At 64.6% G+C, this 21,136-nt stretch carries 22 protein-coding genes; 10 read left to right on the top strand and 12 right to left on the bottom strand.

Features of this window, described 5'->3' with window-relative positions; translation table 11 throughout:
• Nucleotides 1-261 precede the first annotated feature (261 nt).
• The 4 genes from XB14_RS19325 to XB14_RS19310 all read left to right on the top strand — a co-directional run bounded on the left by XB14_RS19325 (nucleotide 262) and on the right by XB14_RS19310 (nucleotide 4,511).
• Nucleotides 262-1,194, top strand: a complete 933-nt coding sequence (locus tag XB14_RS19325) for a sugar ABC transporter substrate-binding protein (RefSeq protein WP_077963219.1) — start codon at nucleotides 262-264, stop codon at nucleotides 1,192-1,194.
• Nucleotides 1,195-1,311: 117 nt separating this feature from the next.
• A complete protein-coding gene (locus tag XB14_RS19320; RefSeq protein WP_077963509.1) occupies nucleotides 1,312-2,874 on the top strand; it encodes a sugar ABC transporter ATP-binding protein in 1,563 nt (520 codons plus the stop codon).
• Between the two features lies 1 nt (nucleotide 2,875).
• Complete coding sequence (locus tag XB14_RS19315) at nucleotides 2,876-3,889, top strand: ABC transporter permease (RefSeq protein WP_077963218.1); 1,014 nt, start codon at nucleotides 2,876-2,878, stop codon at nucleotides 3,887-3,889.
• Nucleotides 3,890-4,034: 145 nt separating this feature from the next.
• Complete coding sequence (locus tag XB14_RS19310) at nucleotides 4,035-4,511, top strand: RbsD/FucU family protein (protein WP_077963217.1); 477 nt, start codon at nucleotides 4,035-4,037, stop codon at nucleotides 4,509-4,511.
• Between the two features lie 38 nt (nucleotides 4,512-4,549).
• Here XB14_RS19310 and XB14_RS19305 read toward each other — a convergent pair whose 3' ends face one another.
• From XB14_RS19305 to XB14_RS19290, 4 genes are all read right to left on the bottom strand, one after another.
• On the bottom strand, nucleotides 4,550-5,596 hold the full coding sequence (locus tag XB14_RS19305; protein WP_077963216.1) for a glutathione synthetase: 1,047 nt from the start codon (nucleotides 5,594-5,596) through the stop codon (nucleotides 4,550-4,552).
• Between the two features lie 8 nt (nucleotides 5,597-5,604).
• Nucleotides 5,605-7,470, bottom strand: a complete 1,866-nt coding sequence (locus XB14_RS19300) for a flavohemoglobin expression-modulating QEGLA motif protein (RefSeq protein WP_234804085.1) — start codon at nucleotides 7,468-7,470, stop codon at nucleotides 5,605-5,607.
• A 14-nt stretch (nucleotides 7,471-7,484) separates the two neighbouring features.
• Nucleotides 7,485-8,309, bottom strand: a complete 825-nt coding sequence (locus XB14_RS19295; RefSeq protein ID WP_077963214.1) for an N-formylglutamate amidohydrolase — start codon at nucleotides 8,307-8,309, stop codon at nucleotides 7,485-7,487.
• A gap of 129 nt (nucleotides 8,310-8,438) precedes the next feature.
• Nucleotides 8,439-9,338, bottom strand: coding sequence for a LysR substrate-binding domain-containing protein (locus XB14_RS19290; RefSeq protein ID WP_077963213.1), 900 nt, complete (start codon nucleotides 9,336-9,338; stop codon nucleotides 8,439-8,441).
• Between the two features lie 106 nt (nucleotides 9,339-9,444).
• On the opposite strand from XB14_RS19290, the gene XB14_RS19285 reads away from it, so the two are divergent.
• The 3 genes from XB14_RS19285 (at nucleotide 9,445) to XB14_RS19275 (ending at nucleotide 10,730) form a co-directional block, all read left to right on the top strand.
• On the top strand, nucleotides 9,445-9,639 hold the full coding sequence (locus XB14_RS19285; protein WP_077963212.1) for a hypothetical protein: 195 nt from the start codon (nucleotides 9,445-9,447) through the stop codon (nucleotides 9,637-9,639).
• Between the two features lie 196 nt (nucleotides 9,640-9,835).
• Nucleotides 9,836-10,051, top strand: coding sequence for a hypothetical protein (locus XB14_RS19280; RefSeq protein ID WP_327326763.1), 216 nt, complete (start codon nucleotides 9,836-9,838; stop codon nucleotides 10,049-10,051).
• Nucleotides 10,052-10,127: 76 nt separating this feature from the next.
• The gene (locus tag XB14_RS19275; protein WP_077963211.1) at nucleotides 10,128-10,730 is read left to right on the top strand and encodes a nitroreductase family protein; all 603 of its coding nucleotides are present in this window, start codon (nucleotides 10,128-10,130) and stop codon (nucleotides 10,728-10,730) included.
• A gap of 49 nt (nucleotides 10,731-10,779) precedes the next feature.
• Here the strand turns inward: XB14_RS19275 and XB14_RS19270 are convergent, their stop codons facing one another.
• Complete coding sequence (locus XB14_RS19270) at nucleotides 10,780-11,097, bottom strand: potassium channel family protein (RefSeq protein WP_077963210.1); 318 nt, start codon at nucleotides 11,095-11,097, stop codon at nucleotides 10,780-10,782.
• A 293-nt stretch (nucleotides 11,098-11,390) separates the two neighbouring features.
• On the opposite strand from XB14_RS19270, the gene XB14_RS19265 reads away from it, so the two are divergent.
• Nucleotides 11,391-13,061: a SulP family inorganic anion transporter gene (locus tag XB14_RS19265; protein WP_077963507.1), complete on the top strand. Its 1,671-nt coding sequence runs from the start codon at nucleotides 11,391-11,393 to the stop codon at nucleotides 13,059-13,061.
• A 116-nt stretch (nucleotides 13,062-13,177) separates the two neighbouring features.
• Here XB14_RS19265 and XB14_RS19260 read toward each other — a convergent pair whose 3' ends face one another.
• The 3 genes from XB14_RS19260 to XB14_RS19250 all read right to left on the bottom strand — a co-directional run bounded on the left by XB14_RS19260 (nucleotide 13,178) and on the right by XB14_RS19250 (nucleotide 15,778).
• A complete protein-coding gene (locus XB14_RS19260) occupies nucleotides 13,178-13,612 on the bottom strand; it encodes a GFA family protein (protein WP_077963209.1) in 435 nt (144 codons plus the stop codon).
• Between the two features lie 109 nt (nucleotides 13,613-13,721).
• A complete protein-coding gene (locus XB14_RS19255; protein ID WP_077963208.1) occupies nucleotides 13,722-15,116 on the bottom strand; it encodes an ATP-binding protein in 1,395 nt (464 codons plus the stop codon).
• Nucleotides 15,116-15,778, bottom strand: coding sequence for a response regulator transcription factor (locus XB14_RS19250; RefSeq protein ID WP_077963207.1), 663 nt, complete (start codon nucleotides 15,776-15,778; stop codon nucleotides 15,116-15,118). The genes XB14_RS19255 and XB14_RS19250 overlap by 1 nt, the downstream gene beginning before the upstream one ends.
• A 115-nt stretch (nucleotides 15,779-15,893) precedes the next feature.
• Here XB14_RS19250 and XB14_RS19245 point away from each other — a divergent pair, with 115 nt between their 5' ends.
• Nucleotides 15,894-16,652, top strand: a complete 759-nt coding sequence (locus tag XB14_RS19245; protein ID WP_077963206.1) for a L,D-transpeptidase — start codon at nucleotides 15,894-15,896, stop codon at nucleotides 16,650-16,652.
• Nucleotides 16,653-16,837: 185 nt separating this feature from the next.
• Nucleotides 16,838-17,554, top strand: coding sequence for a L,D-transpeptidase (locus tag XB14_RS19240; RefSeq protein WP_077963205.1), 717 nt, complete (start codon nucleotides 16,838-16,840; stop codon nucleotides 17,552-17,554).
• 48 nt (nucleotides 17,555-17,602) lie between these two features.
• On the opposite strand, the gene XB14_RS33290 is transcribed toward XB14_RS19240, so the two are convergent.
• The 4 genes from XB14_RS33290 to XB14_RS19220 form a co-directional block, all read right to left on the bottom strand.
• Nucleotides 17,603-18,442, bottom strand: a complete 840-nt coding sequence (locus XB14_RS33290) for a L,D-transpeptidase (protein WP_077963204.1) — start codon at nucleotides 18,440-18,442, stop codon at nucleotides 17,603-17,605.
• Nucleotides 18,443-18,525: 83 nt separating this feature from the next.
• The gene (locus XB14_RS19230) at nucleotides 18,526-19,509 is read right to left on the bottom strand and encodes a L,D-transpeptidase family protein (RefSeq protein ID WP_077963506.1); all 984 of its coding nucleotides are present in this window, start codon (nucleotides 19,507-19,509) and stop codon (nucleotides 18,526-18,528) included.
• Between the two features lie 333 nt (nucleotides 19,510-19,842).
• A complete protein-coding gene (locus XB14_RS19225; protein ID WP_077963203.1) occupies nucleotides 19,843-20,097 on the bottom strand; it encodes a hypothetical protein in 255 nt (84 codons plus the stop codon).
• A gap of 129 nt (nucleotides 20,098-20,226) precedes the next feature.
• The gene (locus XB14_RS19220; protein WP_077963202.1) at nucleotides 20,227-21,135 is read right to left on the bottom strand and encodes an SDR family oxidoreductase; all 909 of its coding nucleotides are present in this window, start codon (nucleotides 21,133-21,135) and stop codon (nucleotides 20,227-20,229) included.
• Nucleotide 21,136 lies beyond the last annotated feature (1 nt).

Below are 21,136 nucleotides of genomic sequence, written 5' to 3'. Positions count from 1 at the left end.
GGAGGGAAAATCATGCAACGGATCAAAGTCTTACGCCAGCGACCGCGGGTCTGTCCGACGGCAGCTGGCCTTCCTCTTAAATCAGAGAATGCCGCGAACCGGTAGCGGCTTCCAGCACAAATTTCGCAAGTGATGAAACGTTTCATATTGACAGCGATACCGCCTTTCTATCTCTTAAAGGCCGAAGCGGACCACGCATGCACATGCGATGAAACGTTTCATTGGTGGTTGGAGGACCATCTTTTCACCGGAGGAGAACCCATGAAATTTTCCCTGTATGCGTCTATCGTCGCACTCACCGTTGCCACCGCATTGCCGACACTTGCCATGGCTGCCGATAAACCCGTCGTCGGCCTCGTCATGAAGTCGCTTGCGAACGACTTCTTCAAGAACATGCTGGAAGGCGCCGAAGCGCATGCGCAGAAGCGTGGCGACTACGAGCTCAAAGCCATCGGCATGCAGAACGAGACCGATTTCGAGAGCCAGTTGAACGGCGTCGAGAACTTCATCACCCAGGGCGTCGACGCGATCGTGATTGCGCCGGCCGACTCCCGCGCCATGGTCGCGCCGCTGAAGAAGGCGATGGATGCGGGCATTGTCGTCATCAATTTCGACGTTTCGCTCGACGAGCAGGCAAAGAAGGATGCCGGCGTCGATCTGGCCTTCGTCGGCCCTGACAATCGCGGCGGCGCCAAGATGGTCGGTGATGCGCTCGCCAAGGATCTCGGCGCCGGCGCTAAGGTCGTGATCCTCGAGGGCAATCCGGGCGCCGACAATGCAGCGCAGCGCAAGCGCGGCTTCGAGGATGCGATCGCGGCAGGCAAGCTCGATCTTCTCGATTCCCGCACGGCGCATTGGGAAACGGAAGAGGCCAATTCCGTCTTCTCGACCATGCTGACGGCGCATCCCGATATCCAGGGTGTGCTTGCCGCCAACGATTCCATGGCGATCGGTGTCGTCAAGGCGCTCGACGCGGCTGGCCGCAACGACATCAAGGTCGTCGGCTTCGACAATGTGCCGGCGGTCGCCCCGATGCTGAAGGACGGCAAGCTTTTGGCGACGGTCGACCAGTTCGGTTCGCAGATGGCGGCGAACGCCATCGACAAGGCGCTCGAAGTCGTGGCCGGCGGGCCCAAGCTCGAAGGTTGGGTGAAGACCGACATCGAGCTCGTGACCAAGGACAACGTGAAATAACCCAGAGACCGCGCGTGCGCACCGGGCGCTGCCCGGTGCGCTTCGGCAAGGACAGCATTCGCCGCAGGCCAATGGCTTGCGTGCGCAATTGCTGCGTTTCAAAAGGGCCAGGTCATGATGAACACGCAAACCGTGCAGGCGGAAGCGGCTGGCGTTTCGATGCCGCCGGTTCTGGAACTGCATGATGTTAAGAAGGCCTTTGGGGGTACCAAGGCTCTGAACGGCGTCAGCCTCTCCATTCAGCCGGGCGAAGTGCACGGCCTCATCGGCGAGAACGGTGCCGGCAAATCGACTTTGATCAAGGTTCTCTGCGGTATCGTACGTCCGGACGAGGGTGCAATCAATCTTGCAGGCCGCGCCTATGCACCAACGACGCCCCGGGAGGCCAAGGCCAACGGTCTCCAGGTGGTGCACCAGGAATTCAACCTTCTGCCCCATCTGTCGGTGGCGGAGAACATCTTCATCGAGCATCTGCCGCGCAATGCGTTCGGCGTTGTCAGACGGCAGGAGATGCATGCCGGCGCACGGGCCGCACTCGATGCGATCGGCCTCAGCGACATCGACGTGCGCTGGCCGGTCGCGCGCCTCGGCATCGCCCACCGACAGTTGGTCGAGGTGGCGCGCGCGCTGATGACGGAAAGCCGTATTCTCATCCTCGACGAACCGACGGCTACACTGACGTCGCGCGAAACCGAGCGGCTGTTCAAGATCGTCAGCGACCTTCGCCGTCGCGGCGTCTCGATCGTCTTCGTGTCGCATCATCTCGACGAGGTCTTCCGCATCTGCGATCGGGTGACGGTGCTGCGCAACGGCGAGACGGTGTTCTCGCGGCCGATCGTCGAGACCAATCAGGACGAACTTGTGCGCGCCATGGTGGGCCGCAAGCTGCAGCAGCAGATGGCGAGCGAAGTGGTCTCGTTTGCTCGGCCGGCACAGGCGTTGTCGCTTGCCCGGTTTCGCCCGCCGCAATCGCCGCATGCCGAGGGTATTTCACTGCACCTGCACAAGGGCGAAATCCTGGGGATCGCCGGGCTTGTCGGCTCCGGCCGCACCGAGCTTCTGCGGGCGATCGCGGCCGCTCAACGGCCGCTCTCCGGCGAGCTCTTCCTTGAGGGGAAACCCACCTCCTTCCGCTCGCCGCGCGAGGCGATCAATGCCGGTATCGGCTTCGTGACCGAGGACCGGAAGGAGGAAGGCCTGATCCTCAACATGCCGATTTCGGCCAATGTCACGCTCGCCTCCCTCTCGGACGTCTCGCGTGCCGGCATCCTCGACAGGAAGGCGGAAATCGAAGTGACGGAACGGCTCGGCGCCGAGCTCAAGCTGAAATATGGCGGACCCGGCAAGAATGCCGCGACGCTCTCGGGCGGCAACCAGCAGAAGGTGGTGCTCGCCAAATGGCTGGCGCGCAATCCGAAGGTACTGCTGCTCGACGAGCCGACACGCGGCGTCGACGTCGGCGCCAAGGCCGAGATCTATGCCCTGATCCGCCAGTTCGCTGAACGTGGCTTGGCGCTGTTGGTCGTCTCGTCGGAGCTGCCGGAACTGATGACCCTGTCGGACCGCATCCTCGTGATGTCGCAGCACCGTGTCGTCGGCGAGCTGTCGCGGCCGGAATTCTCCGAAGAACGTATTCTGCAATTTGCCTACCAGGGCGAGCAGCAACAGGCGAGGCAGTAAGATGCAAGCACTCGAAAAGACACAAGCCGGCGAAACCGTCCATGCTCGCCAGCTGCCGGGCTGGTCGCCAAAGGTGCTCCTGCGCGATGCCGGCATCGGCCTGGCGCTCCTGCTTTTGATCGTCTTCTTCTCGGTCTCGACCGAGCACTTCCTGACGGCCAACAACATCTCCAACATCCTGACGCAGATCACCATCAACCTGATCCTCGCCGTCGGCATGACCTTCGTCATCCTGATCGGCGGCATTGATCTTTCCGTCGGCTCGATGCTGGCCTTCTGCGCCGTCGTCGGCGGCACGGTGTTGACGATTCCCGATCTCTCGGTGTTCCAGGCCGTGGCGCTGGCAACGCTCGCCGCTGTCGGCACCGGCGTCGTCTGTGGCTTCCTGAATGGCTGGATCAGCGCCTTCTGGGGGCTGCCCTCCTTCATCGTCACGCTTGGCATGCTGAACATCGCCCGCGGTGCCGCGCTGCAGGTGACGGACGCACGCACGATCTATTCGTTTCCGCCGAGCTTCAACGCCTTCGGCTCGCAGATGATCTTCGGCATCCCCGTCGTCTTCCTGATCGCGCTGCTGCTCGTCGCGATCGCCTGGTTCGTGCTGTCGAAGACGGTGTTCGGCCGGCTGCTCTATGGCATCGGCAACAACGAGGAGGCCGTGCGTCTCGCCGGCCATTCGCTGATGTTCTACAAAGTGGCGGCCTTCACGATTGCCGGTGCGCTCGTCGGCATCGCCGCCATGGTCTACATGGCCCGCCTCAACATCGCGAGCCCGATCATCGGCATCGGCTTCGAGCTGAACGCGATCGCCGCCGTCATCATCGGTGGCACCAGCCTCAACGGCGGCCGCGGCACGGTGATCGGCACCCTGCTCGGCGCCTGCATCACCGGGGTTCTCGCCAACGGCCTCATTCTGTTCGGGCTCAGCGATTTCATGCGGCAGATGATCACCGGTGTCGTCATCATCCTCGCGGTGATCATCGACAAGTATCGCGAGCGGCTGACCGGCATCTAGGACCGGGAGCCACGTGCGGGCGGATCGCCGCCCGCCGCAACCGACGAAATGCGGTGAAGGACAAGGTGGTCGGGTCGATAGACCCGCCCGCAGGGATCTCTGCGGCCTGGTTTTCACGCAGAGGCAAATGCGGAAGGTTAGGCTGATGCTCAAGAACATCGATCCGGCGCTGAACGCCGACGTGCTGCATGCGCTGCGCTCAATGGGGCATGGCGACCGGATCGCGATCGTTGACGCGAATTTTCCTGCCGACACGATCGCGCGCCATACCCGGCTCGGTCTGCCGCTTCACATTGCGAATGTCTCGGCCGCGCGTGCGGTGCGCGCCATTCTTTCCGTCATGCCGCTCGACACGCCGCTACAGCCTTCGGCGGCGCGGCTGACGCCGGACGGGGAGGCGGGCGAGCTGCCAGAGGTCCAGCGCGAGGTGCAGGCCGAGGTGGTGCGCGCGGATGGTTCTCTTTCGAAGATGTATGCGATCGAGCGTTTCGCCTTCCACGAGGAAGCGAAGCACGCCTATTGTGTCATCGTGACGGGCGAGGCGCGCCGCTTCGGTAGCTTCCTCTTCACCAAGGGCGTGGTGCCGCCGGCCAGCCACTGGCACGAGACCGTCGCCGGGTGAGAGCCACCTTGAGGATCAATCCGCGGCGGGGCCGCCAATCAAAGGGTCGCAAGCTCTCGATTGGAAAGCACGCCATCATTGGCCCGCCTTATCTCGACCTTCCGTTCGAGCTCGGCGACGATGTCCTCGCTGAAATCGATCGAGGTCAGCTCGGCGATCTCGGGCAGGGCGCCGGGCGTGAAGACGTTGACCTCCACCAGCTTGTCGCCGACCACGTCGAGGCCGACCAGGAACATGCCGTCGCGCACCAGCTTGGGGCGCATCTGCTCGGCGACGGCGAGCATCGCCGGGGTGATGACGGCGGCGGCGGGCCTGCCGTTGACATGCATGTTGGAGCGCAGTTCGCCTTCGGCTGGAACGCGCCGCACGGCGGCGTAGGTATCGCCGCGCTTGAGGGGGCGGCCGTTCATCAGGAACAGGCGGACGTCGCCCTCGGTCGCTGCCGGCAGATACTCCTGCGCGATCACGTAGCCTCCTTCGCTGACCGCCTCGAAGATCTGGTTGAGGTTCGTCTCATGGCTGGAACTGACCTTGAAGACATTCTTGCCGCCGGAGCCCTGCAGCGGCTTCAGGATGACGCCTTCGGGATGCGCATCGACGAAGGATCTGATCTCCTCCATGTGTCTCGTGATCAGCGTGGTCGGACGGACGACCTCGGGAAAGCCCTGCAAATAGAGCTTGTTCTGCGCCGCCGCCAGCCCGTCGGGATCGTTGACGACGATTGCGCCACGCTCGGCGGCGAGCCGCCCGAAAATGATGCCGGCCTGGGTGGCCCAGGGGCGGATGCCGACGTCCTCGGAGGGGTCGTTGCGCAGAAAGAGAACCTGGATCTCCGCAATGTCCAGCACCTCGCGCCGCGTCGCCTCGCCTCGCAGCGCCGCAATGAAGGTTTCCGCCTTGCGCGGCCTTGCCGTTCCCAGAGACAGCGCATGGAGGATCAGGCGGCCATCGGGTGTCAGAACGAAATCGCCCGGCGTGACGTAGACGATTTCATGGCCGCGAGCGACGGCTGCGAGCGCGAGTGAAGTCGTCGCATAGAACGTCTCTTCGCCTTCGATGGAGTTGACGAGAAAGACAATGCGCATCCGGTCTCCTACTCTGCGATCAAGTCGAGCGGGGAAAGTCCCCTTTGGGCTCGCTGAAGTCGGTCGCGCGCTTTGACCTCATCGAGAAAGATAGGGCGGAGTGCCGGGGCACCAAGAAGCCCGCGCAGGCTCAGCTCCTCGATGGCGCCGAAATGCGAGGCGGCGATCTTGCCCATCCAGAACGGTTCGAGACTGCCGCCGTCGGCGAGATGATCGAGGAGCTGCAGCAGGCCGCGCAGGTAGATCGCATCCTTGACCAGCCCGCCGCCGCGGTAGATCCGCAGCGTGATGTTGAAGGCCTCGGCGGCGGCGAAGCCGTGGCCGTCGACGAGCAGCCGATAGGCCTGCGGAAACGGCGCGCCGTCGAGCATGGCCGCGCAGCCGGCGACCCTGGCGGCAAGCACGCGCAGCCGGTCTGCGGTCATGCCGGCGCTCAAGTACTCGGCAAAGACGGCAAGTCCCTCCTGCATGCCTTCGTAACCGGCAAGCCCGGAGCGAAGGATCCGGAGCCCCTGGGCCGAGCCGTTGAAATAGGTCAAGAGATGCACGCCGATCTCGTGGTTGAGCAGCGCCTCGACGCGATCGGCGTCGAGCGCGGAGCTTCTCGCGATCAGCAGCTGACCGCGCGAGACGAGCAGGCCGGCCGGCAGGTCGTCACGAATGTCGACGGAGGCGGAAAAGTCGGCCGACTGGCGCCGATAGGCCGAGATCATCGCCTGGGCGCGCTCCCTTATGTAGTCGCAGTCGCGCCTTTCTGCGGCTGACGACGGCGCGTCGCGATCGGGCGCGGTACGCGCAAGGATGTCGGAAGCGGCGTCGTGAAGCGTGTCCTCCACCGGGCCGTAGAGCGCGCGGCCGAACTCGACGAACTTGCGGGTCTCCCGCGCCGAAATCATCGAAAGCTGCAGGTCGACCTCCTGCTGTTTCTCCCGATAAAGGGCGTAAAGCAGCGGGTCTTCGAGATGTTCGAAGTTGAGCGAGAAGAGCTTTCGCTTGGCCGTTTCGATCTGCAGCGTCAGCGGCCGGTAGTAGAGCCGCGGGCTTTTGGAAAAGCCGCCCGAGGCAAACTCCGTCCAGGCGGTTTCGGCGTTGATCGGCGTCACCGCCAGCAGGAAGTCGAAGCTCGAGGCGATTTCGTCGATGCCGCGGTCGGCGCGCACGACGGCATCGACGAAGGCCTTGCGCCCGAAGGCGCGGTGTGTCGGCAGCCGAAAATTGTCGGACTTGGCGCGGGCGAAGGCGGCGACGGCCCTGAGCCCTGCATCGAAGACGCTCGCGACCAGCCGCTCGCGCAGTTGCGGATAGATGCGGCGCGTGCCCGGTTCGCAATAGATCGGCGCGAAACGCACGGTGAGGTGCGGGTAGTCGAGTGCCAGGGCCTTCCGGCCTGTCGTCGTCGCCGGCGGGCGCTCGACGAGCGTCACATGTGGCGTGCGAAACTTTCCTTCGATCGTCGCCGCCGTCTCGATCAATGCCTTGGCGGCGACCTGCTCGGCGGCCCGTGCGCCGGCGACGACCTCGATCAGGAAGGGCGGCAGGAAGGGCGCGTCCTTGGCCGGCGGATCGTCGCTTTCGAGCTCGCCGAATTCGAGCACGATGAAAAAGCCGAGGCGTTGCTCGATTACCCTCCCGACGCGTTCGATGATCGCGGCGGCGGTGTCGATGTCGGGCGAAAGCAGATAGGCGGCGTTCGCCTGGGCGATGTCGCGTGCCACCGGCTGCTGGTGGTCGCAAGCGATCTGCACGCAGAGGAAGGGAACGAGACGGTCGATGTGCAACCGCCCGCCGTCACCGAAATCCTGTCGCACGGCGCGGCCGTCCGTCAGCCGCGCAATGCCTTCATCGAGCCACGCCGGGGCGGGGTTGCCAGGCATCGCTTTTTCCTCCGTCATCGCTGCCTCGCCAGTGCTTCGGTCAGCACCGGGACGAGGGAAGAGACCAGCGCCCGCAGGGCCCGCAGCGCCTCGATATCCGGCTTGCCGGTCCATTCGTCCATGAAGGTCTTCTTGAACTCGATCGCGATCGCACAGCCGGTCTCGGGGAAATGCTCGTGGATGAAGCGCGTCTGCTCGCCGCGTCCCTGAAAGGCGATGTTCTCGCGCACATCCAGCGGCCGGCCACCGATATCGGCGGCGCCGAGCGCCGATATCAGCGTATCGACGACGCCGGCCCATTTGAGCCGGTCCATCGAGGAGGTGCCGATATTGATTTCCGGGGCTTCGTCAGTGGCCGCGGGCGCCGCCTCCGGCCCCTGGCGGCGGTGGTTGTAGCTGTGCACGTCGAGCACGACGAAGCGCCCGTGGCGACGCTCGATTGCCGCCAGCATGGAATGCAGCATGGCGTAGTATTCGTCATGCACGGCAAGGGAGGCCTCGATCATGGCTGCCGGCGGGTGTTCCCGCCAGACGGAAAGGCCCCAGGCCTGCGCGGGCTGGAGATAGACGGCGCCGGTACGGGCGCGGTTGAGATCGACCTCGAAGCGGGACCTGTGAACGACGATGCGATTGGCAAGATCCCGGATGATGAACTCCGTGAACGGATCCTCCTCGCGCAGCCTTGCCTCGTCCGTCAGCGCCGAGAGCGCACGGGTATCGCTGCGCATCGCATGCCCGTTGTGGATCGCCGTGCCGACGATCGGGCCATCGCCGCGATGTACGGTCCACCAGGCGGTCTCGGTGGCTGAACGGACCTGTTCCGTCGGCTCGCTTTCCATGGTCGCTCCCGCATTCCCTCGCTCTGGTCGCTTCGGGGGTGCAACTCCCCGAAAGGCCCAAGGGTTCCGGAACCGATGAAATTTCCGGGGCGGTTGAGGCACAAGCTCGCCCGGATCGGGCAGCAGGTCTCAGCGTTGCGAATGGCCGAGTTCGCTAAGGATCCATTGGCGGAAGGCGCTGATCTTCGGCGAATTGCGCCGGCCTTCCGGATAGACCATCCAATAGGCCAGGCTGTCGTCGCAGAGGAGATCAAAGGGCTGGATCAGGCGCCCGTCGGCGAGTTCCGCGGCAAAGAAGGCTGGTGTCAGGATTGCCACGCCCTGTCCGGCGGTCGCCGCATTTCCCTCATAGACCTGCGCGCCCATGCTGGCGCCGGGCCGGCTTGCAAGCCCCTCCACCGGTACGTTGGCGGCGGCAAACCACCGCGCCCACCAGGGGTCGCCGGGGTCGAGAAGCGGCAGCCGCAGGAGGTCGGCAGGTTCCTTCACGCCGCCGATGCTGGCCGCAAGGCCCGGGCTCAGCATCGGTGCGAAGTCGGCGTTGATCAGCCGATGGGCCACAAGCCCAGTCCAGTCGCCGCGGCCCGAGCGGATGCCGATATCGACCTCCTCGCGGCTGAAGTCGACGAGGTGCGGTTCCGTCTGTAGGCGGACGGCAAGCGAGGGGTGGGCGATCTGGAACGAGCCGAGGCGCCGCGCCAGCCAGTTGGACGCGAAGGTCGCAATCGTGCTGATGACCAGCGTTCCCTGGGCCCCGCCGCGGGCCGCAACATAGGCTTCGCTCAACTGCTCGAAGACCTGCGTGACCGCGGGTGCCAGCCGTTGCCCGACCTCGGTGAGGGCGATCTGGCGCGGACGGCGCAGGAACAGGGGCGCGCCAATCCGATCCTCGAGCACCTTGATCTGATAGCTCACCGCGGCCTGCGTCATGCCGAGTTCGCTTGCGGCATTGGTGAAACTTCCATGCCTGGCAACCGCCTCGAAGACGCGTATCGCCGTCAATGGTGGGAGCGGAAGTGTCTTATGCATTAAATGGCCTTATGCATGATGATCGATATTCGATTGGAAGGTGAGGCCGTTCATCACCATTTTCAAGGTCCGTCCATTAGACGGATTGATGAAGAGGATGACGGCTATGACAACCATTCAAGTACGTAGTTTTTCGTCGACAAACGATTTTTCCGCCGGTTCCTGGCTGGCGCACTTGTTCGCGCGGAAGAACCGGGCGGCCGACGTCGTCGACGTCAGGGATCTGTCGGATCACCTGAAGCGGGATATGGGCTTTCTCGACGGCAACCGCCCAGACGGCAACGAGTTCCCGGCCAATTGATTTCTGAAGACCCGGGCGAGCCTTCCATCGCTCGGGTCTTCCAACGCCTGCGACGCAGCGTCGTCGCCTCGGCGGAGCAGTTTTCCACGACCCGCCCGCTCTTTGGGTCAGAATTCCTTTAATCTACTATTTAAGTGGATAATCTCGGTGGTATTCGGTCAACGCAGGTTTGCGCTGGCTGCCTGAGATGAGGTCCATGATGAGCATGCTGCGGCAATATGAGCGTTTGAGTGCTATCCGCGAGGTCCTGCAGGGCCGGTTGGAGCTGCACGAGGCGCGCGACTGTTTCGGTTTCGACGATTTCGAGGACGGCACGGCCGGTGAACTCAAGGATCGCATTGCCGAGCTCTCCGAGGAGATCTCGACCTTGAGAAGCCGTTGCGACCGCTATCAGGGCTTCGGCCGCCAGTGACCAGGCGGCCAATGACTACCCTGCCAACGATTGCGCCTGATGACGGCAGCACGCCGTCGAAGAATGGATCATCCCCATGACCTTGCATGTGAATTCCCGCGTCGCGGATTATGCGATCAATCCGCTTTTCCTCGAGCGCTGGTCCCCGCGCGCCTATTCGGGTGCCAAAATTTCCGAGCCCGAGCTGTTCGAGATCCTCGAGGCTGCCCGCTGGGCGCCATCGGCCTACAACGCCCAGCCATGGCATTTCGTCTATGCGCGCCGCGGCAGCGAAGGCTGGGAGAAGCTGCTTGGCCTGCTCAACGATTTCAACCGGAGCTGGGCGGCGGAAGCCTCGGCGCTGATCTTCGTGCTGTCGAAGACTTCGCTGCTGCCGCCGGGGGCCAGCGAAGAAGTGCCGTCCTACACCCATTCCTTCGATGCGGGTGCTGCCTGGGGCGCACTGGCGCTGCAGGCCGCCCATTCCGGCTGGCAGGCGCACGGCATGGCCGGCCTCGACTACGAGCGCGCCCGAACCGAGCTAGACGTACCCGAGAACTACCGCATCGAAGCGGCCGTCGCGATCGGGCGCCTCGGCGACAAGGCGCTGCTTCCGCAAGCGCTGCAGCAGCGCGAACAGCCAAGCCCGCGCAAGGCGCTGTCGCAGATTGTATCCGAAGGCCGGTTCGTGGCCGGCTGAACCGCGGAAGCATGCGCCGGGGGCAGGCAAGCCTTGCCTGTCCGCTCTCTCAGCGATCGTCCGCATCATCCCTGCCGGTCGCATTCAGCGCCTGCACGGTGACGGCCGCGACGAGGCCGGTCAGCACGATGCCGGAAAAGCCGATCACCATGGCCAGGATACGGGCGCTCAAATGCTTGGGCGTGAGATCGCCGTAGCCGATCGTCAGCCCGGTGACGAAGGTGAAGTAAAGCGCTTCGTCGAGCCGCCAGTCCTCGATGCGGCCGATGACGACGCCGGATGCTGCCATCACGATCAGGATCGCGGAGAAGATCGGCCAGAGCAGCTGAAGCTGCCGGTAGAGATTGGAAAAGAACAGGCGCCGCATCCGCTTCGTCTGCCGTCTGCGATGAGATTCCGTCACGCAATCCTCCCTCGCGCGCGCCACACCATCCCCACCTATCCGTGGTGGCCGGTGCCGGCTCGCTCCCCGCCGTCGAGATCCCCTCTCGACGCAGCCCGCGGCACTCACGATAGCCTTCTGTATGGCGGCCTGCCAGCGTCTGTTTTGCCCGCCGGAAAGCGGCGCGCGATGGCGGTCTCTGGTTCCTTGCCACGGCATTGGCCGAGTGCTATCGCTTTAGAATAATCTCATGAAAGCTCTTGCCGAAGGACATCCGGATGGCATCGCATGAGCATTCGCTTGCCGGCGGCGGACGCGGTCTGTCCGCGGGTTTCCGGCTGGATCTGATTGCAGGTCTCACGGCCGCCGCCGTGGTTCTGCCCAAGGCCATGGCCTATGCTACGGTCGCCGGCCTGCCCGTCAGCGTCGGTCTCTACACCGCCTTCGTGCCGATGATCATCTACGCGCTTCTCGGCACGTCGCGCGTTCTCAGCGTCTCGTCGACCACCACGCTTGCGATCCTCGCCGGCACGCAGCTCGGCCTTGCCGTGCCGGATGGCGATCCCGCCAAGCTCTTGACGGCGACTGCGACGCTGACGGCGCTCACGGGCGCGCTTCTGTTCCTCGCGTCGCTGTTGCGTTTCGGCTTCGTCGCCAATTTCATCTCGTCGCCGGTGCTGATCGGTTTCAAGGCTGGTATCGGCCTTGTCATCGTGCTTGATCAGGTGCCGAAGCTGCTCGGCATTCACATCACCAAGGAAGGTTTCTTCCGCGACATCCTCAGCATCGCCGGCCACCTGTCCGAGACCTCGATGCTCACGCTTGCGATTGCCGTAGCGGCGCTGGTGGCGCTGCTCGCGATGGAGCGGCTCTGGCCGCATTCGCCGGCGCCGCTTCTGGCGGTGGCCGCGGGCATCGCACTTTCCTGGCTTGCCGGTCTCGAAGCACTCGGTGTTTCCACCGTCGGCTTCATCCCGCAGGCGCTGCCTTCGCTGACGCTTCCGAGCCTGGGTCTTGTCCAGGAACTCCTGCCGGGCGCGCTCGGCATCGCGTTGATGAGTTTCACCGAGACCATTGCCGCCGGCCGGGCTTTCGCCGCGCCGTCCGATCCGCCGATCCGGGCGAACCGCGAATTGCTGGCGACGGGCGCCGCGAATTTCGGGGGCGCCTTCTTCGGCGCCATGAGCGCCGGCGGCGGCACGTCGCAAACCGCCGTGGTGCGGGCGGTCGGCGGCCACAGCCAGGTGGCGTCGCTGGTCACCGCGGCGGCAGCGGCTGCGACCATGCTGGTGCTCGCGCCGTTGCTCGGCCTGCTGCCGCAGGCCGTCCTTGCCGCGATCGTCATCGTTTACTCGATCGGGCTCATCAAGCCGGCGGATTTCCTCTCCGTCCGCAAGGTCCGGCTGATGGAGTTTCACTGGGCGCTGGCCGCCTTTCTCGGCGTGCTGTTTTTCGGCACGTTGCAGGGCATCATCGTGGCGATCGTGCTGTCCTTCATCGGGCTAGCGCGCCAGGCGGCCTCGGCGAAGGTCTATGTCGTCGGTCGCAAGCGCGGCACCGATCGGCTGCGACCGCTCTCGCCCGAGCACCCCGATGACGAGACCTTCGAGGGGCTCTTGATCCTCCGGCCGGAGGGGCGGCTCTTTTTTGGCAATGCCCAGCAGGTGGCGGACCAGGCGCAGATGCTGGTCGCAAAACAGAAGCCCAGGGTCCTCGTGCTCGACATGAGCCGGGTTTTCGACATCGAATATTCGGCGCTGCAGATGATGATGGAGGGCGAGCGCCGCATCAGCGAACACGGCGTCACCGTCTGGCTGGCCGAACTGAACCCGGACGTGCTTGCCTATGTGCGCGCATCGGGCTTTGCCGATCAGCTCGGTCCAGACCGCCTGTTCGTCAATACCCGCACGGCGCTCCAGCACTATCTCGCCGGCGGCGTGCAGGGGTAAAGCAATTCCAGGAAAAGTGCGCAGCGGTTTTCCGTCCGGAATTGCGGACCAGGAGAAGCCGATCCCCGGAAATGCGCGAAGCGGTTCCGGAACTGCGCCGTTTCAGAAAGGTGCGCTCATTCCGCCATCATCTCGCCCGTTCCGCCGAAGGCCGGCGGGAAGTCGCGATATTTCGGCAGGCCGTCCTTCATCGGCAGCACCGTCTCCTGATAGTTGACGTGCAGCGCCGGCTTGAAGGCAAGCGACGGGATTGCCGCGGCAAAGACGTCGGTGACGCCCCACAGCGGATGCTCGGTCATGAGATGTCCGCCGCAGGCCTTGCACCATTTGCGCACGCTCGTCGCCGTCTTCTGATAGCCGACGAGATTGTCCGCGCCCTTGACGATCCGCACCTTCTCCGGCGGCCAGAGCGTAAACGCGTTGACCGGTCCCGCCGACCAGCTGCGGCAGGAGCTGCAGTGACAGAAGCCCATGGCGGCGGGATCGCCGCTCACTTCGATCTCGACTGCGCCGCAGAAGCACTTTCCCGAATGGCTACCGTTTGCTGCCATGACACCCTCCTTCGGTTCGTCGGGCCGCCCCTGCTTTCGCGGGGGTGGCGGCGTGAGGCAGAGCAATAGCGTGTCACTCCTGAGCGTGAGGTCAACGCCTCCTTTTGAGCTAGACTTGCGCCCTTGTGGCGGCTTCGACGAGGGCCAGCGGCAGCACGATGCGGGCGGACAGGCCGCCACTCTCCCGGTTGCACAGCTCGAGCTCGGCGCCGGTGCGATCGAGCGCCCGCTCGACGATGCTCAAGCCCAGGCCGCTGCCGGCCGCCGCCTTGAACCGGCCGCGGAAGAAACGCTCGGTCACACGCGGCATCTCCTCCTCGGGGATGCCGGGGCCCTCGTCGTCGATCGCGATCACCAGATGCCGGTCTCGCCTCTCGGTGCGGCAGCAGACCGTTGCGCCTGATGGCGAATGGTTGATGGCGTTTTCCAAGAGGTTGCGCGCCGCGAGCCGGAAGAGGTCCGGATCCATGCTGATCCTGAGGCCGAACATCGGCCCGTTGATGACAACATCGACGCGATGTGCCTGGCCGGCGAGCTCGGTCCTGAGGTTGGCCAGCGTCTCGCCGACATCGAAGCCGGCCGCGGGCCGGGCGCTCTCTGAGGCTTCGACCGAGGCGATGTCAAGCAGTTGCCGCACCAGCTTGCCGGTCCGGTCGACCCCGGCGACGATCTGGCCGAGCGCCTTCTCGCGGATCTCGCCGTCGTCGCTGGCGAGCGCCACCTGCGCCTGCGTCTTGAGGCCGGCCAGTGGCGTGCGCAGCTCGTGGGCGGCAAAGGCGATGAAGTTCTGTTCGCGCTCGCGGGCGCCGGCGACACGGGCGAAGAGGCCGTTCAGCGACTTCAGCACCGGGCTGATCTCGCGGGTCGTGCCGGTATCCTCTATCGCGTGCAGATCCGAGGCCTCGCGCGCTGCAAGGTCGCCCGCAAGTTTCCTGAGCGGCGCCAGCCCGCGCCCGACGCTGAGCCAGATCAACACGGCCAGAAGCGGAATGATCAGCAGCGCCGGCAGCAGCAGCCCCTTGACCAGGTCGTTGACCAGTCGGTCGCGGATGCGCAGGTTGTCGCCGACCAGCACGCGCACCCCGAGGCTCGCATTCTCCACCGCAAAGACCCGCCAGGTCTCGCCGTTGATGACGGTTTCCGAGAAGCCCGTCGCATGCGGCGCAAGGGTCATGTCGGGTGCACTGTCCGACTTGCCGATCAGGGTGCCGTCCAGCGACCAGATCTGGCAGGAGAGCTGGCGGTCGTAATGCGGATGTTCGAGCAGCGGGATCTTGATCGCGCTCTGCGCCGGGCGGCCGGTGTCGCCGTCGCCCTCTTCCTTCATCATGTCGGGGCTGACGATCAGCGAATTCACCATGCGTGCGGCCTCCATCAGCCGCGCGTCGAGCACGCGTTCGACTTCGGCGCGGGTGCTGAGGAAGATCCAGACGGTGGCCGACAGCCATAAGAGGCCGGTCGTGATCAGGAGGATGGCGAAAAGCCGTGTGCGCAGCGATTGCATCAGCCGGCCCCGCCCAGCCGGTAGCCGATCCCCCGGATGGTTTCGATCAGCCCCGGGCCGAGCTTGTTGCGCAGGTGGTGGATGTGCACCTCGACGGCATTGCTCTCGATTTCCTCCTGCCAGCCGTAGAGCTTGTCCTCGAGTTTGGCCTTGGAGAAGATGACGCCCGGATGCGACATCAGCGTATGCAGGATGGAGTATTCGCGCCGCGACAGTTGCACCGGCTTGCCGGCCTGCTCCACCGATTGCCTTGCCGGATCGAGTTTCAGCGTCGACCATTCGAGCCCGGCGCTCGCGCGGCCGCTGGAGCGTCGTGCCAGCGCCCGCAGCCGCGCGGCGACCTCGTCGAGGTCGAAGGGTTTGCCGAGATAGTCGTCGGCGCCGGTGTCGAGCCCGGCGACGCGGTCGCGCACCGTGTCGCGCGCGGTCAACAGAAGCACGGGAACGTCGTTCTGCCTGGCGCGCAGGTCCCTGAGAATATCGAGGCCGGAGCCGTCCGGCAGCATCAGGTCGAGCACGACCGCGTCGAAGCCGTTGGCGGCAAGCGCCGTCGCGGCCGCATCGCAGGTGCCGACGGCATCGCTGGTAAAGCCGGCCAGCGCCAGGCCGACCTTCAGGCCGTCACGCAGGATATCGTCGTCTTCGACGATCAGGACTCGCATTGCTTTTCCTCACATTTTTGAGAGCCGGACTGTTAAATCGCTCCCTTAAGGCAGCCTTAAGGTAGGACTTCCCTCTGCGACGGCATTGCAACAAACGAATCGTTGAATGCCCGATATGACCGAAGCAAACGAGCTTTCTTCCTCCACGACCGATCACAAGACCGGCATCGCGCTCACCCGCCGCAGCCTTTTCGTCGGCGCAGCCTCGCTGTTCGTCACCGGCTGCGCGACCGCGCGCCCGACGCCCGCGGTGGTGCCGGTGGCTGCGACGCCCGTTCGTCCCGCAGCCGGGCCGACGGTGCCGCCGATGTACTACGCCATGCCCGACGAACAGTTTCCGATCCCCGATGTGAAGATCGCCGAGGTCGATCCGAAGTTCTGGCGGCAGGAGGTGGATTATCCGACCAGCGAGCGGCCCGGCACGCTGATCGTCGATACGCCGGCGAAGTATCTCTATCACGTACTGCCGGGTGGGCGCGCGATGCGCTATGGCATCGGCGTCGGGCGCGAGGGCTTTGCCTGGTCGGGCCGCGCGATCGTCGCCTACAAGCGCCAGTGGCCGCGCTGGACGCCGCCCGACGAGATGGTCGCGCGTCAGCCGAAGCTCGCCCCCTACAGCATCGCCAACGGCGGCATGCCTCCCGGTATCAAGAACCCGCTCGGCGCGCGGGCGCTCTACATCCACAAGGACGGCAAGGACACGCTCTACCGCATCCATGGCAGTCCCGAGGCGCACTCGATCGGCAAGGCGGTCTCTTCGGGCTGCATCCGCCTCATCAACCAGGACGTCGTCTATCTCTACGATCAGGTCCGCGACGGCAGCACCATCATCGTCATTCCGGATCCGAGCAAGGGCGACCTGGCCATCGGATAGGATGGCCAACGGAGGCAGCGCGGGAATTCTGCAACACTTCGACAACGAGTACCGCCTCGCGCAAGCGATCCACGCCAAAGAAAGATTTTCACCACATTTCGGTCACGGTTCGGCCCAACAGCCTTGGGCCTCCCTTCGGACCCTCCCAACCGAAATCTCCAACCCTGGAATAGTATAAAGTGTCGATGAATTTGTCCCGCCGGTCGCTGCTCGCGGTGATCGCCAGTTCCGTCTTGAGCGCCTGCACGCAGATCCCGAAACCCGAACCGAAGCCGAAGCTGATCGAACCGATCTCCCGTGACGGCGGCTCGCCGGAAAAGGCGGCGGATGCGGCGGGCGTGCCGACGAAGACCTTCGACTACGCCAGGATCTACGCGCCGGTGAAGGACGAGGGCTACGACGTTCCGGGCATCCAGCACACGGAGATCAAGCCGCAGTTCCTGCGCCAGGAAGTGGCCTATGCCACCAACGAGCCGCCCTATTCGATCGTCGTCGATACCCAGACGATGTTCCTCTACTACGTCCTGCCGGGTGGGCGCGCCATCCGTTACGGCGTCGGCCTTGGTGCAGCCGGCCGCGCCTGGAAGGGGCGGGCCGTGGTGCAATGGAAGCGCAAGTGGCCGCGCTGGACGGTGCCGGACGACATGGTCGCGCGCCAGCCGCACCTCAAGAAATACGGCATCGATGCCGGCGGCATGGATCCAGGCCTCGACAACCCGCTCGGCGCTCGCGCCATGTACATTTTCCAGGATGGCCAGGACACGCTCTACCGCATCCACGGTTCGCCACAGTGGCGCTCGATCGGCAAGAACGCGTCGGCCGGCTGCGTGCGCATGCTGCAGCAGGATGCGATCGATCTTTACGATCGGGTCCGAGGCAAGACGCCGCTGCTCGTCCTGTGACGGGCGACACACTGGCGTAATTTTCACGCTCTCGCCGGACGGTTTGCCTCAAAGCGGCTGAGGCAGCGGCAATCCGTCTGGTCCCATCAGCATATAGTCCGGCGAGCGCGGCAGCGGCTGCGAGTCCGGCAACGGCTGCGAGTCGGGCAAAGGCTGCGCGCCCGGCATTGGCTGCGATTGCACCATGCCGCCGCCCGAGAGGTCGGTGACGACGATTGGCGTGCCGTTCGGCACGCGGTTGTAGAGATCGACGACATCCTGGTTGATCATGCGGACGCAGCCCGAAGACACCGACTTGCCGATCGTCCACCATTCCGGCGAGCCGTGAATACGATAGAGCGTGTCTTCGCCGTTCTGGAAAATGTACATGGCGCGGGCGCCGAGCGGGTTCTTAAGGCCGGGATCCATGCCACCCGCTTCGATGCTGAATTGCTGCAGCTCGGGCTGGCGCGCCACCATCTCGTTCGGCGGTTTCCAGCGCGGCCATTCGCGCTTGTACTGGATGACTCCGCGACCCGCCCAGGCGAAACCGGCGCGCCCGAGACCGACGCCGTAGCGCATCGCCTGGCCGCCTTCATAGACCCTGTAGAGAAAGTGGTTGCCGACGTCGACGACCAGCGTTCCCGGCTTCTCGCCGGTCGGGTCTGCGACCATCTGGCGGTAGAAGCGCGGATCGATCTTATCGTAGGGAATGGCCGGCAGCGGATAGGGTTCGTTCGGTTTCTCGCCGTACATGTCGGCAAGGAACGTGTTGGCCTCGGGAACCGGTTCCGGCGCATAGGAACGCGTCACCGTCGGCCGCGGCGAGGCGCAGCCGGCGAGACCAGCGGCCGCCAACCCGGCGGAAAGCTGCAGGAAGGCGCGGCGGCGGATCTCTTTTTCGGGCATGTAAACCTCGATCGTCCTCTATTCGCTACCGGCGATGCAACCGACCCTTTAAGTCAATTGTGCGTCGCCAGCCGACGGAACGATCACAGGCCGGCGTAGGGGTCCGCCAGCGCCGCTTCGGGTCGGCTGATAGGATACTTAGTTCCCGAGATCTTGGCGGCCAGCTTTTCGGCGCCGTTTTTCTCAAGGAGTGTCCGGAAGCTCGGATGCATGCCGCCGTCAACATAGGCGTTGAGCGGCGCCGACGTCTGGTTGGCCATCATGCCGGCGAGCTTTGCGTCTTCCGATTGCAGGCGCGCCACCAGCCCGGCATCGGGCGTCGTGATCGCCGGGGGGCAGGCTGCGAGCGGATCGGACGGTTCGCCGTCGGCAAAGTCCGTGTTGAAGACGTAGCGGCGTCCGCAGGCGGCGACCTTCGGCTGGCGTTTCGTCGCCTCGAAGATGTCGTAGCCCTGCTTGATGTTCTTCCAGAAGTCGAAGTTCGGGTCGCCGCGGTGCTTGGCCATGTTCTCGGCCGTCATGCGGAAGGGATAGGCCTGCACCTGGAACGTGCCCTGGCCGCCAGCGAGCGCGCGCTGAACGACGGCATAGATTTCGCCGACGCCCTGGTCGGTCATGGCGTAGCAGCCGGAAGACGAGCAGGCGCCATGCACCATCAGCGCTTCGCCGGTATAGCCGAGCGCCGATTCCAGCCGGTTGGGATAGCCGAGATTGAACGACAGGAAATACTGCGACTTCGGGTTCAGCATGCCTGCCGAGACATGGTAGAAGCCTTCCGGCGCCTGGCGGTCGCCGGATTTCATCTTCGGGCCGAGCTTTCCGGACCAGCGGCACATGGGATAGGTCTTCAGGAGGGCGTACTGGCCTCGGCTGTTCTGTTTCCAGACCTCGAGCTCGCTTTCCTGCTTGAAAATGCGGATCAGCACCGGGCTTTCCGGCTTGCTGCCGTTCTTGGCCATGGCGGCGATCAGTTTTGCCGGGATCGGTGGCGGCGCGCGCACGTCGTCGAGCGCCATGCAGCCGGACAGCGCCAGAGCCATCGCGCCGATGGTAAGCGCATGCCGCATCCGCCGCACCTGCGCGAAAATCCCGCCAGCCCAAGGCGTTTCGGAAGAAGGGCTCTCAATCGTCTCGCGCCGCATGCGGGCTCCTGGAAATGCTTCCGCCACCAAGCGTCCTTCGTGTGGCGTGTGTGCCGGCCGGGTGCGTTCGACGCAGTTCGGTTCGGCATTGAGTTCAGCGATTAAGCGGTGACAGCCCTGGCTGCAAGCCTTTGCCCCTGGCGCTCGCGATCAACAATACTTGAACGCGCGCCGCCATGACTGCCCGCCGATTGGGTCGATGTTGAGACAATATGGTGAATTTTTTCTCAACACGCGCGCCCGGAATGTTCCCGTGCGTCAGTCCCGCGGCTCGCTGCCGGGCGCGTAGACGGTCTTCTGCTTGAAGGCAAAAACGTTGCCGCAGCGGCAGCGGACCATGTGCTTGGCGGGGTCGGGAGAGTTGCGTTCGGTCGAGAAGCCCTTGGGCATCACGTCGATGAGGAAGCCGCGATTGCTGCCCTTGCCTTTGTCGTTTTCCGACGCTTCGGCAAAGCCCGCAGCTCCGCACTTGGCGCATTCCAGCTTTCTCGAATAACGATCCCGCGATGCCATGTTCAATCACACTCGATAGCGCTGCCGCATCCGGATAGGCGGCGGCGCTTGGGTTGCCTGAAACACCGACCTATAGGAGGCGGCCCGCCGTTTCAAGTTTGCCGGTGACGAGTTGCTGGCGGCATCGCCCTAGCGATAGCCGGTGGCGTCGGCCGGCTTGTTGGCCTCCATCACCTCGCGCATGTAGCGCCAGCAATCGGGCTTCGAGCCGTCGAGATCGGTGAAGCCATAGACCTGCGCCAGCCCGCCGCTCGACAGCGACTGGCCGTTCCAGCGGGCCTTGTCCGGATCGGCCGCAAGGGCTGCGATGGCGCGGCCGACGAAACGGGGTGTTTCCGAAATGACGAAATGCGGCTGGTTCTTCGTGGCGTCCTGCCAGTTGTCCTCGCCGACCTCGTAATGCTCGAGCATCATCTCCGAGCGCATCCAGCCGGGCGTAATCGAAACCGAGGTCGCGCCGTGCGGGGCCAGATCCTTGGCGTGCGCCCAGGCCATGCGGTTGGCCGAAACCTTGGCAAGGTCGTAGAAGGGCGACAAGCGATAGTTCTCGGCATTGTATTCGGCGGTGCCGTCGGTGACCTCGACCAAAAGCCCGCCCGGCTTCTCGATCATCAGCGGCAGGGCGTAATGGGCGGTGATCAGGTGCGTGTCGACGCCGAGGCGGAGCAGCTTCAAGCCATTTTTGAGATTGTGCTCCCAGACCGACTTGTTCCATTCGAACAGCAACTCGCCGCCCCAGACGTCGTTGATGAGAATATCCAGCCGTCCCTGGTCGGCGCGGATGCGGTCGACGAGCGCCTTGACTTGCGTCGGCTGCAGATGGTCGACCTGAACGGCAATGCCCTTGCCGCCGAGGCCGGTGACGATCTCGGCCGTTTCCTCGATCGTCTCGGGCCGCCGATAGTCGGATTGCTGCTGGCGTGTGGTGCGGCCGGTCACGTAGACGGTGGCGCCGGCGGCGCCGAGTTCTGTGGCGATGCCACGCCCGCCGCCGCGTGTCGCGCCGGCGACGAGGGCGACTTTCCCTTCGAGCGTCATG

Source organism: Ensifer adhaerens, assembly GCF_002007205.1.
Taxonomy (GTDB): domain Bacteria; phylum Pseudomonadota; class Alphaproteobacteria; order Rhizobiales; family Rhizobiaceae; genus Ensifer; species Ensifer adhaerens_D.
The sequence above is the reverse complement of the archived record's forward strand: the minus strand, read 5'-3'. Positions and strand labels throughout refer to the sequence as shown.

Coding starts and splice junctions, on each gene's coding strand:
- XB14_RS19325 (WP_077963219.1), top strand. CDS start 262: ATGAAATTTTCCCTGTATGCGTCTATCGTCGCACTCACCGTTGCCACC.
- XB14_RS19320 (WP_077963509.1), top strand. CDS start 1,312: ATGAACACGCAAACCGTGCAGGCGGAAGCGGCTGGCGTTTCGATGCCG.
- XB14_RS19315 (WP_077963218.1), top strand. CDS start 2,876: ATGCAAGCACTCGAAAAGACACAAGCCGGCGAAACCGTCCATGCTCGC.
- XB14_RS19310 (WP_077963217.1), top strand. CDS start 4,035: ATGCTCAAGAACATCGATCCGGCGCTGAACGCCGACGTGCTGCATGCG.
- XB14_RS19305 (WP_077963216.1), bottom strand. CDS start 5,596: ATGCGCATTGTCTTTCTCGTCAACTCCATCGAAGGCGAAGAGACGTTC.
- XB14_RS19300 (WP_234804085.1), bottom strand. CDS start 7,470: ATGCCTGGCAACCCCGCCCCGGCGTGGCTCGATGAAGGCATTGCGCGG.
- XB14_RS19295 (WP_077963214.1), bottom strand. CDS start 8,309: ATGGAAAGCGAGCCGACGGAACAGGTCCGTTCAGCCACCGAGACCGCC.
- XB14_RS19290 (WP_077963213.1), bottom strand. CDS start 9,338: ATGCATAAGACACTTCCGCTCCCACCATTGACGGCGATACGCGTCTTC.
- XB14_RS19285 (WP_077963212.1), top strand. CDS start 9,445: ATGACAACCATTCAAGTACGTAGTTTTTCGTCGACAAACGATTTTTCC.
- XB14_RS19280 (WP_327326763.1), top strand. CDS start 9,836: ATGATGAGCATGCTGCGGCAATATGAGCGTTTGAGTGCTATCCGCGAG.
- XB14_RS19275 (WP_077963211.1), top strand. CDS start 10,128: ATGACCTTGCATGTGAATTCCCGCGTCGCGGATTATGCGATCAATCCG.
- XB14_RS19270 (WP_077963210.1), bottom strand. CDS start 11,097: ATGCGGCGCCTGTTCTTTTCCAATCTCTACCGGCAGCTTCAGCTGCTC.
- XB14_RS19265 (WP_077963507.1), top strand. CDS start 11,391: ATGGCATCGCATGAGCATTCGCTTGCCGGCGGCGGACGCGGTCTGTCC.
- XB14_RS19260 (WP_077963209.1), bottom strand. CDS start 13,612: ATGGCAGCAAACGGTAGCCATTCGGGAAAGTGCTTCTGCGGCGCAGTC.
- XB14_RS19255 (WP_077963208.1), bottom strand. CDS start 15,116: ATGCAATCGCTGCGCACACGGCTTTTCGCCATCCTCCTGATCACGACC.
- XB14_RS19250 (WP_077963207.1), bottom strand. CDS start 15,778: ATGCGAGTCCTGATCGTCGAAGACGACGATATCCTGCGTGACGGCCTG.
- XB14_RS19245 (WP_077963206.1), top strand. CDS start 15,894: ATGACCGAAGCAAACGAGCTTTCTTCCTCCACGACCGATCACAAGACC.
- XB14_RS19240 (WP_077963205.1), top strand. CDS start 16,838: ATGAATTTGTCCCGCCGGTCGCTGCTCGCGGTGATCGCCAGTTCCGTC.
- XB14_RS33290 (WP_077963204.1), bottom strand. CDS start 18,442: ATGCCCGAAAAAGAGATCCGCCGCCGCGCCTTCCTGCAGCTTTCCGCC.
- XB14_RS19230 (WP_077963506.1), bottom strand. CDS start 19,509: ATGCGGCATGCGCTTACCATCGGCGCGATGGCTCTGGCGCTGTCCGGC.
- XB14_RS19225 (WP_077963203.1), bottom strand. CDS start 20,097: ATGGCATCGCGGGATCGTTATTCGAGAAAGCTGGAATGCGCCAAGTGC.
- XB14_RS19220 (WP_077963202.1), bottom strand. CDS start 21,135: ATGACGCTCGAAGGGAAAGTCGCCCTCGTCGCCGGCGCGACACGCGGC.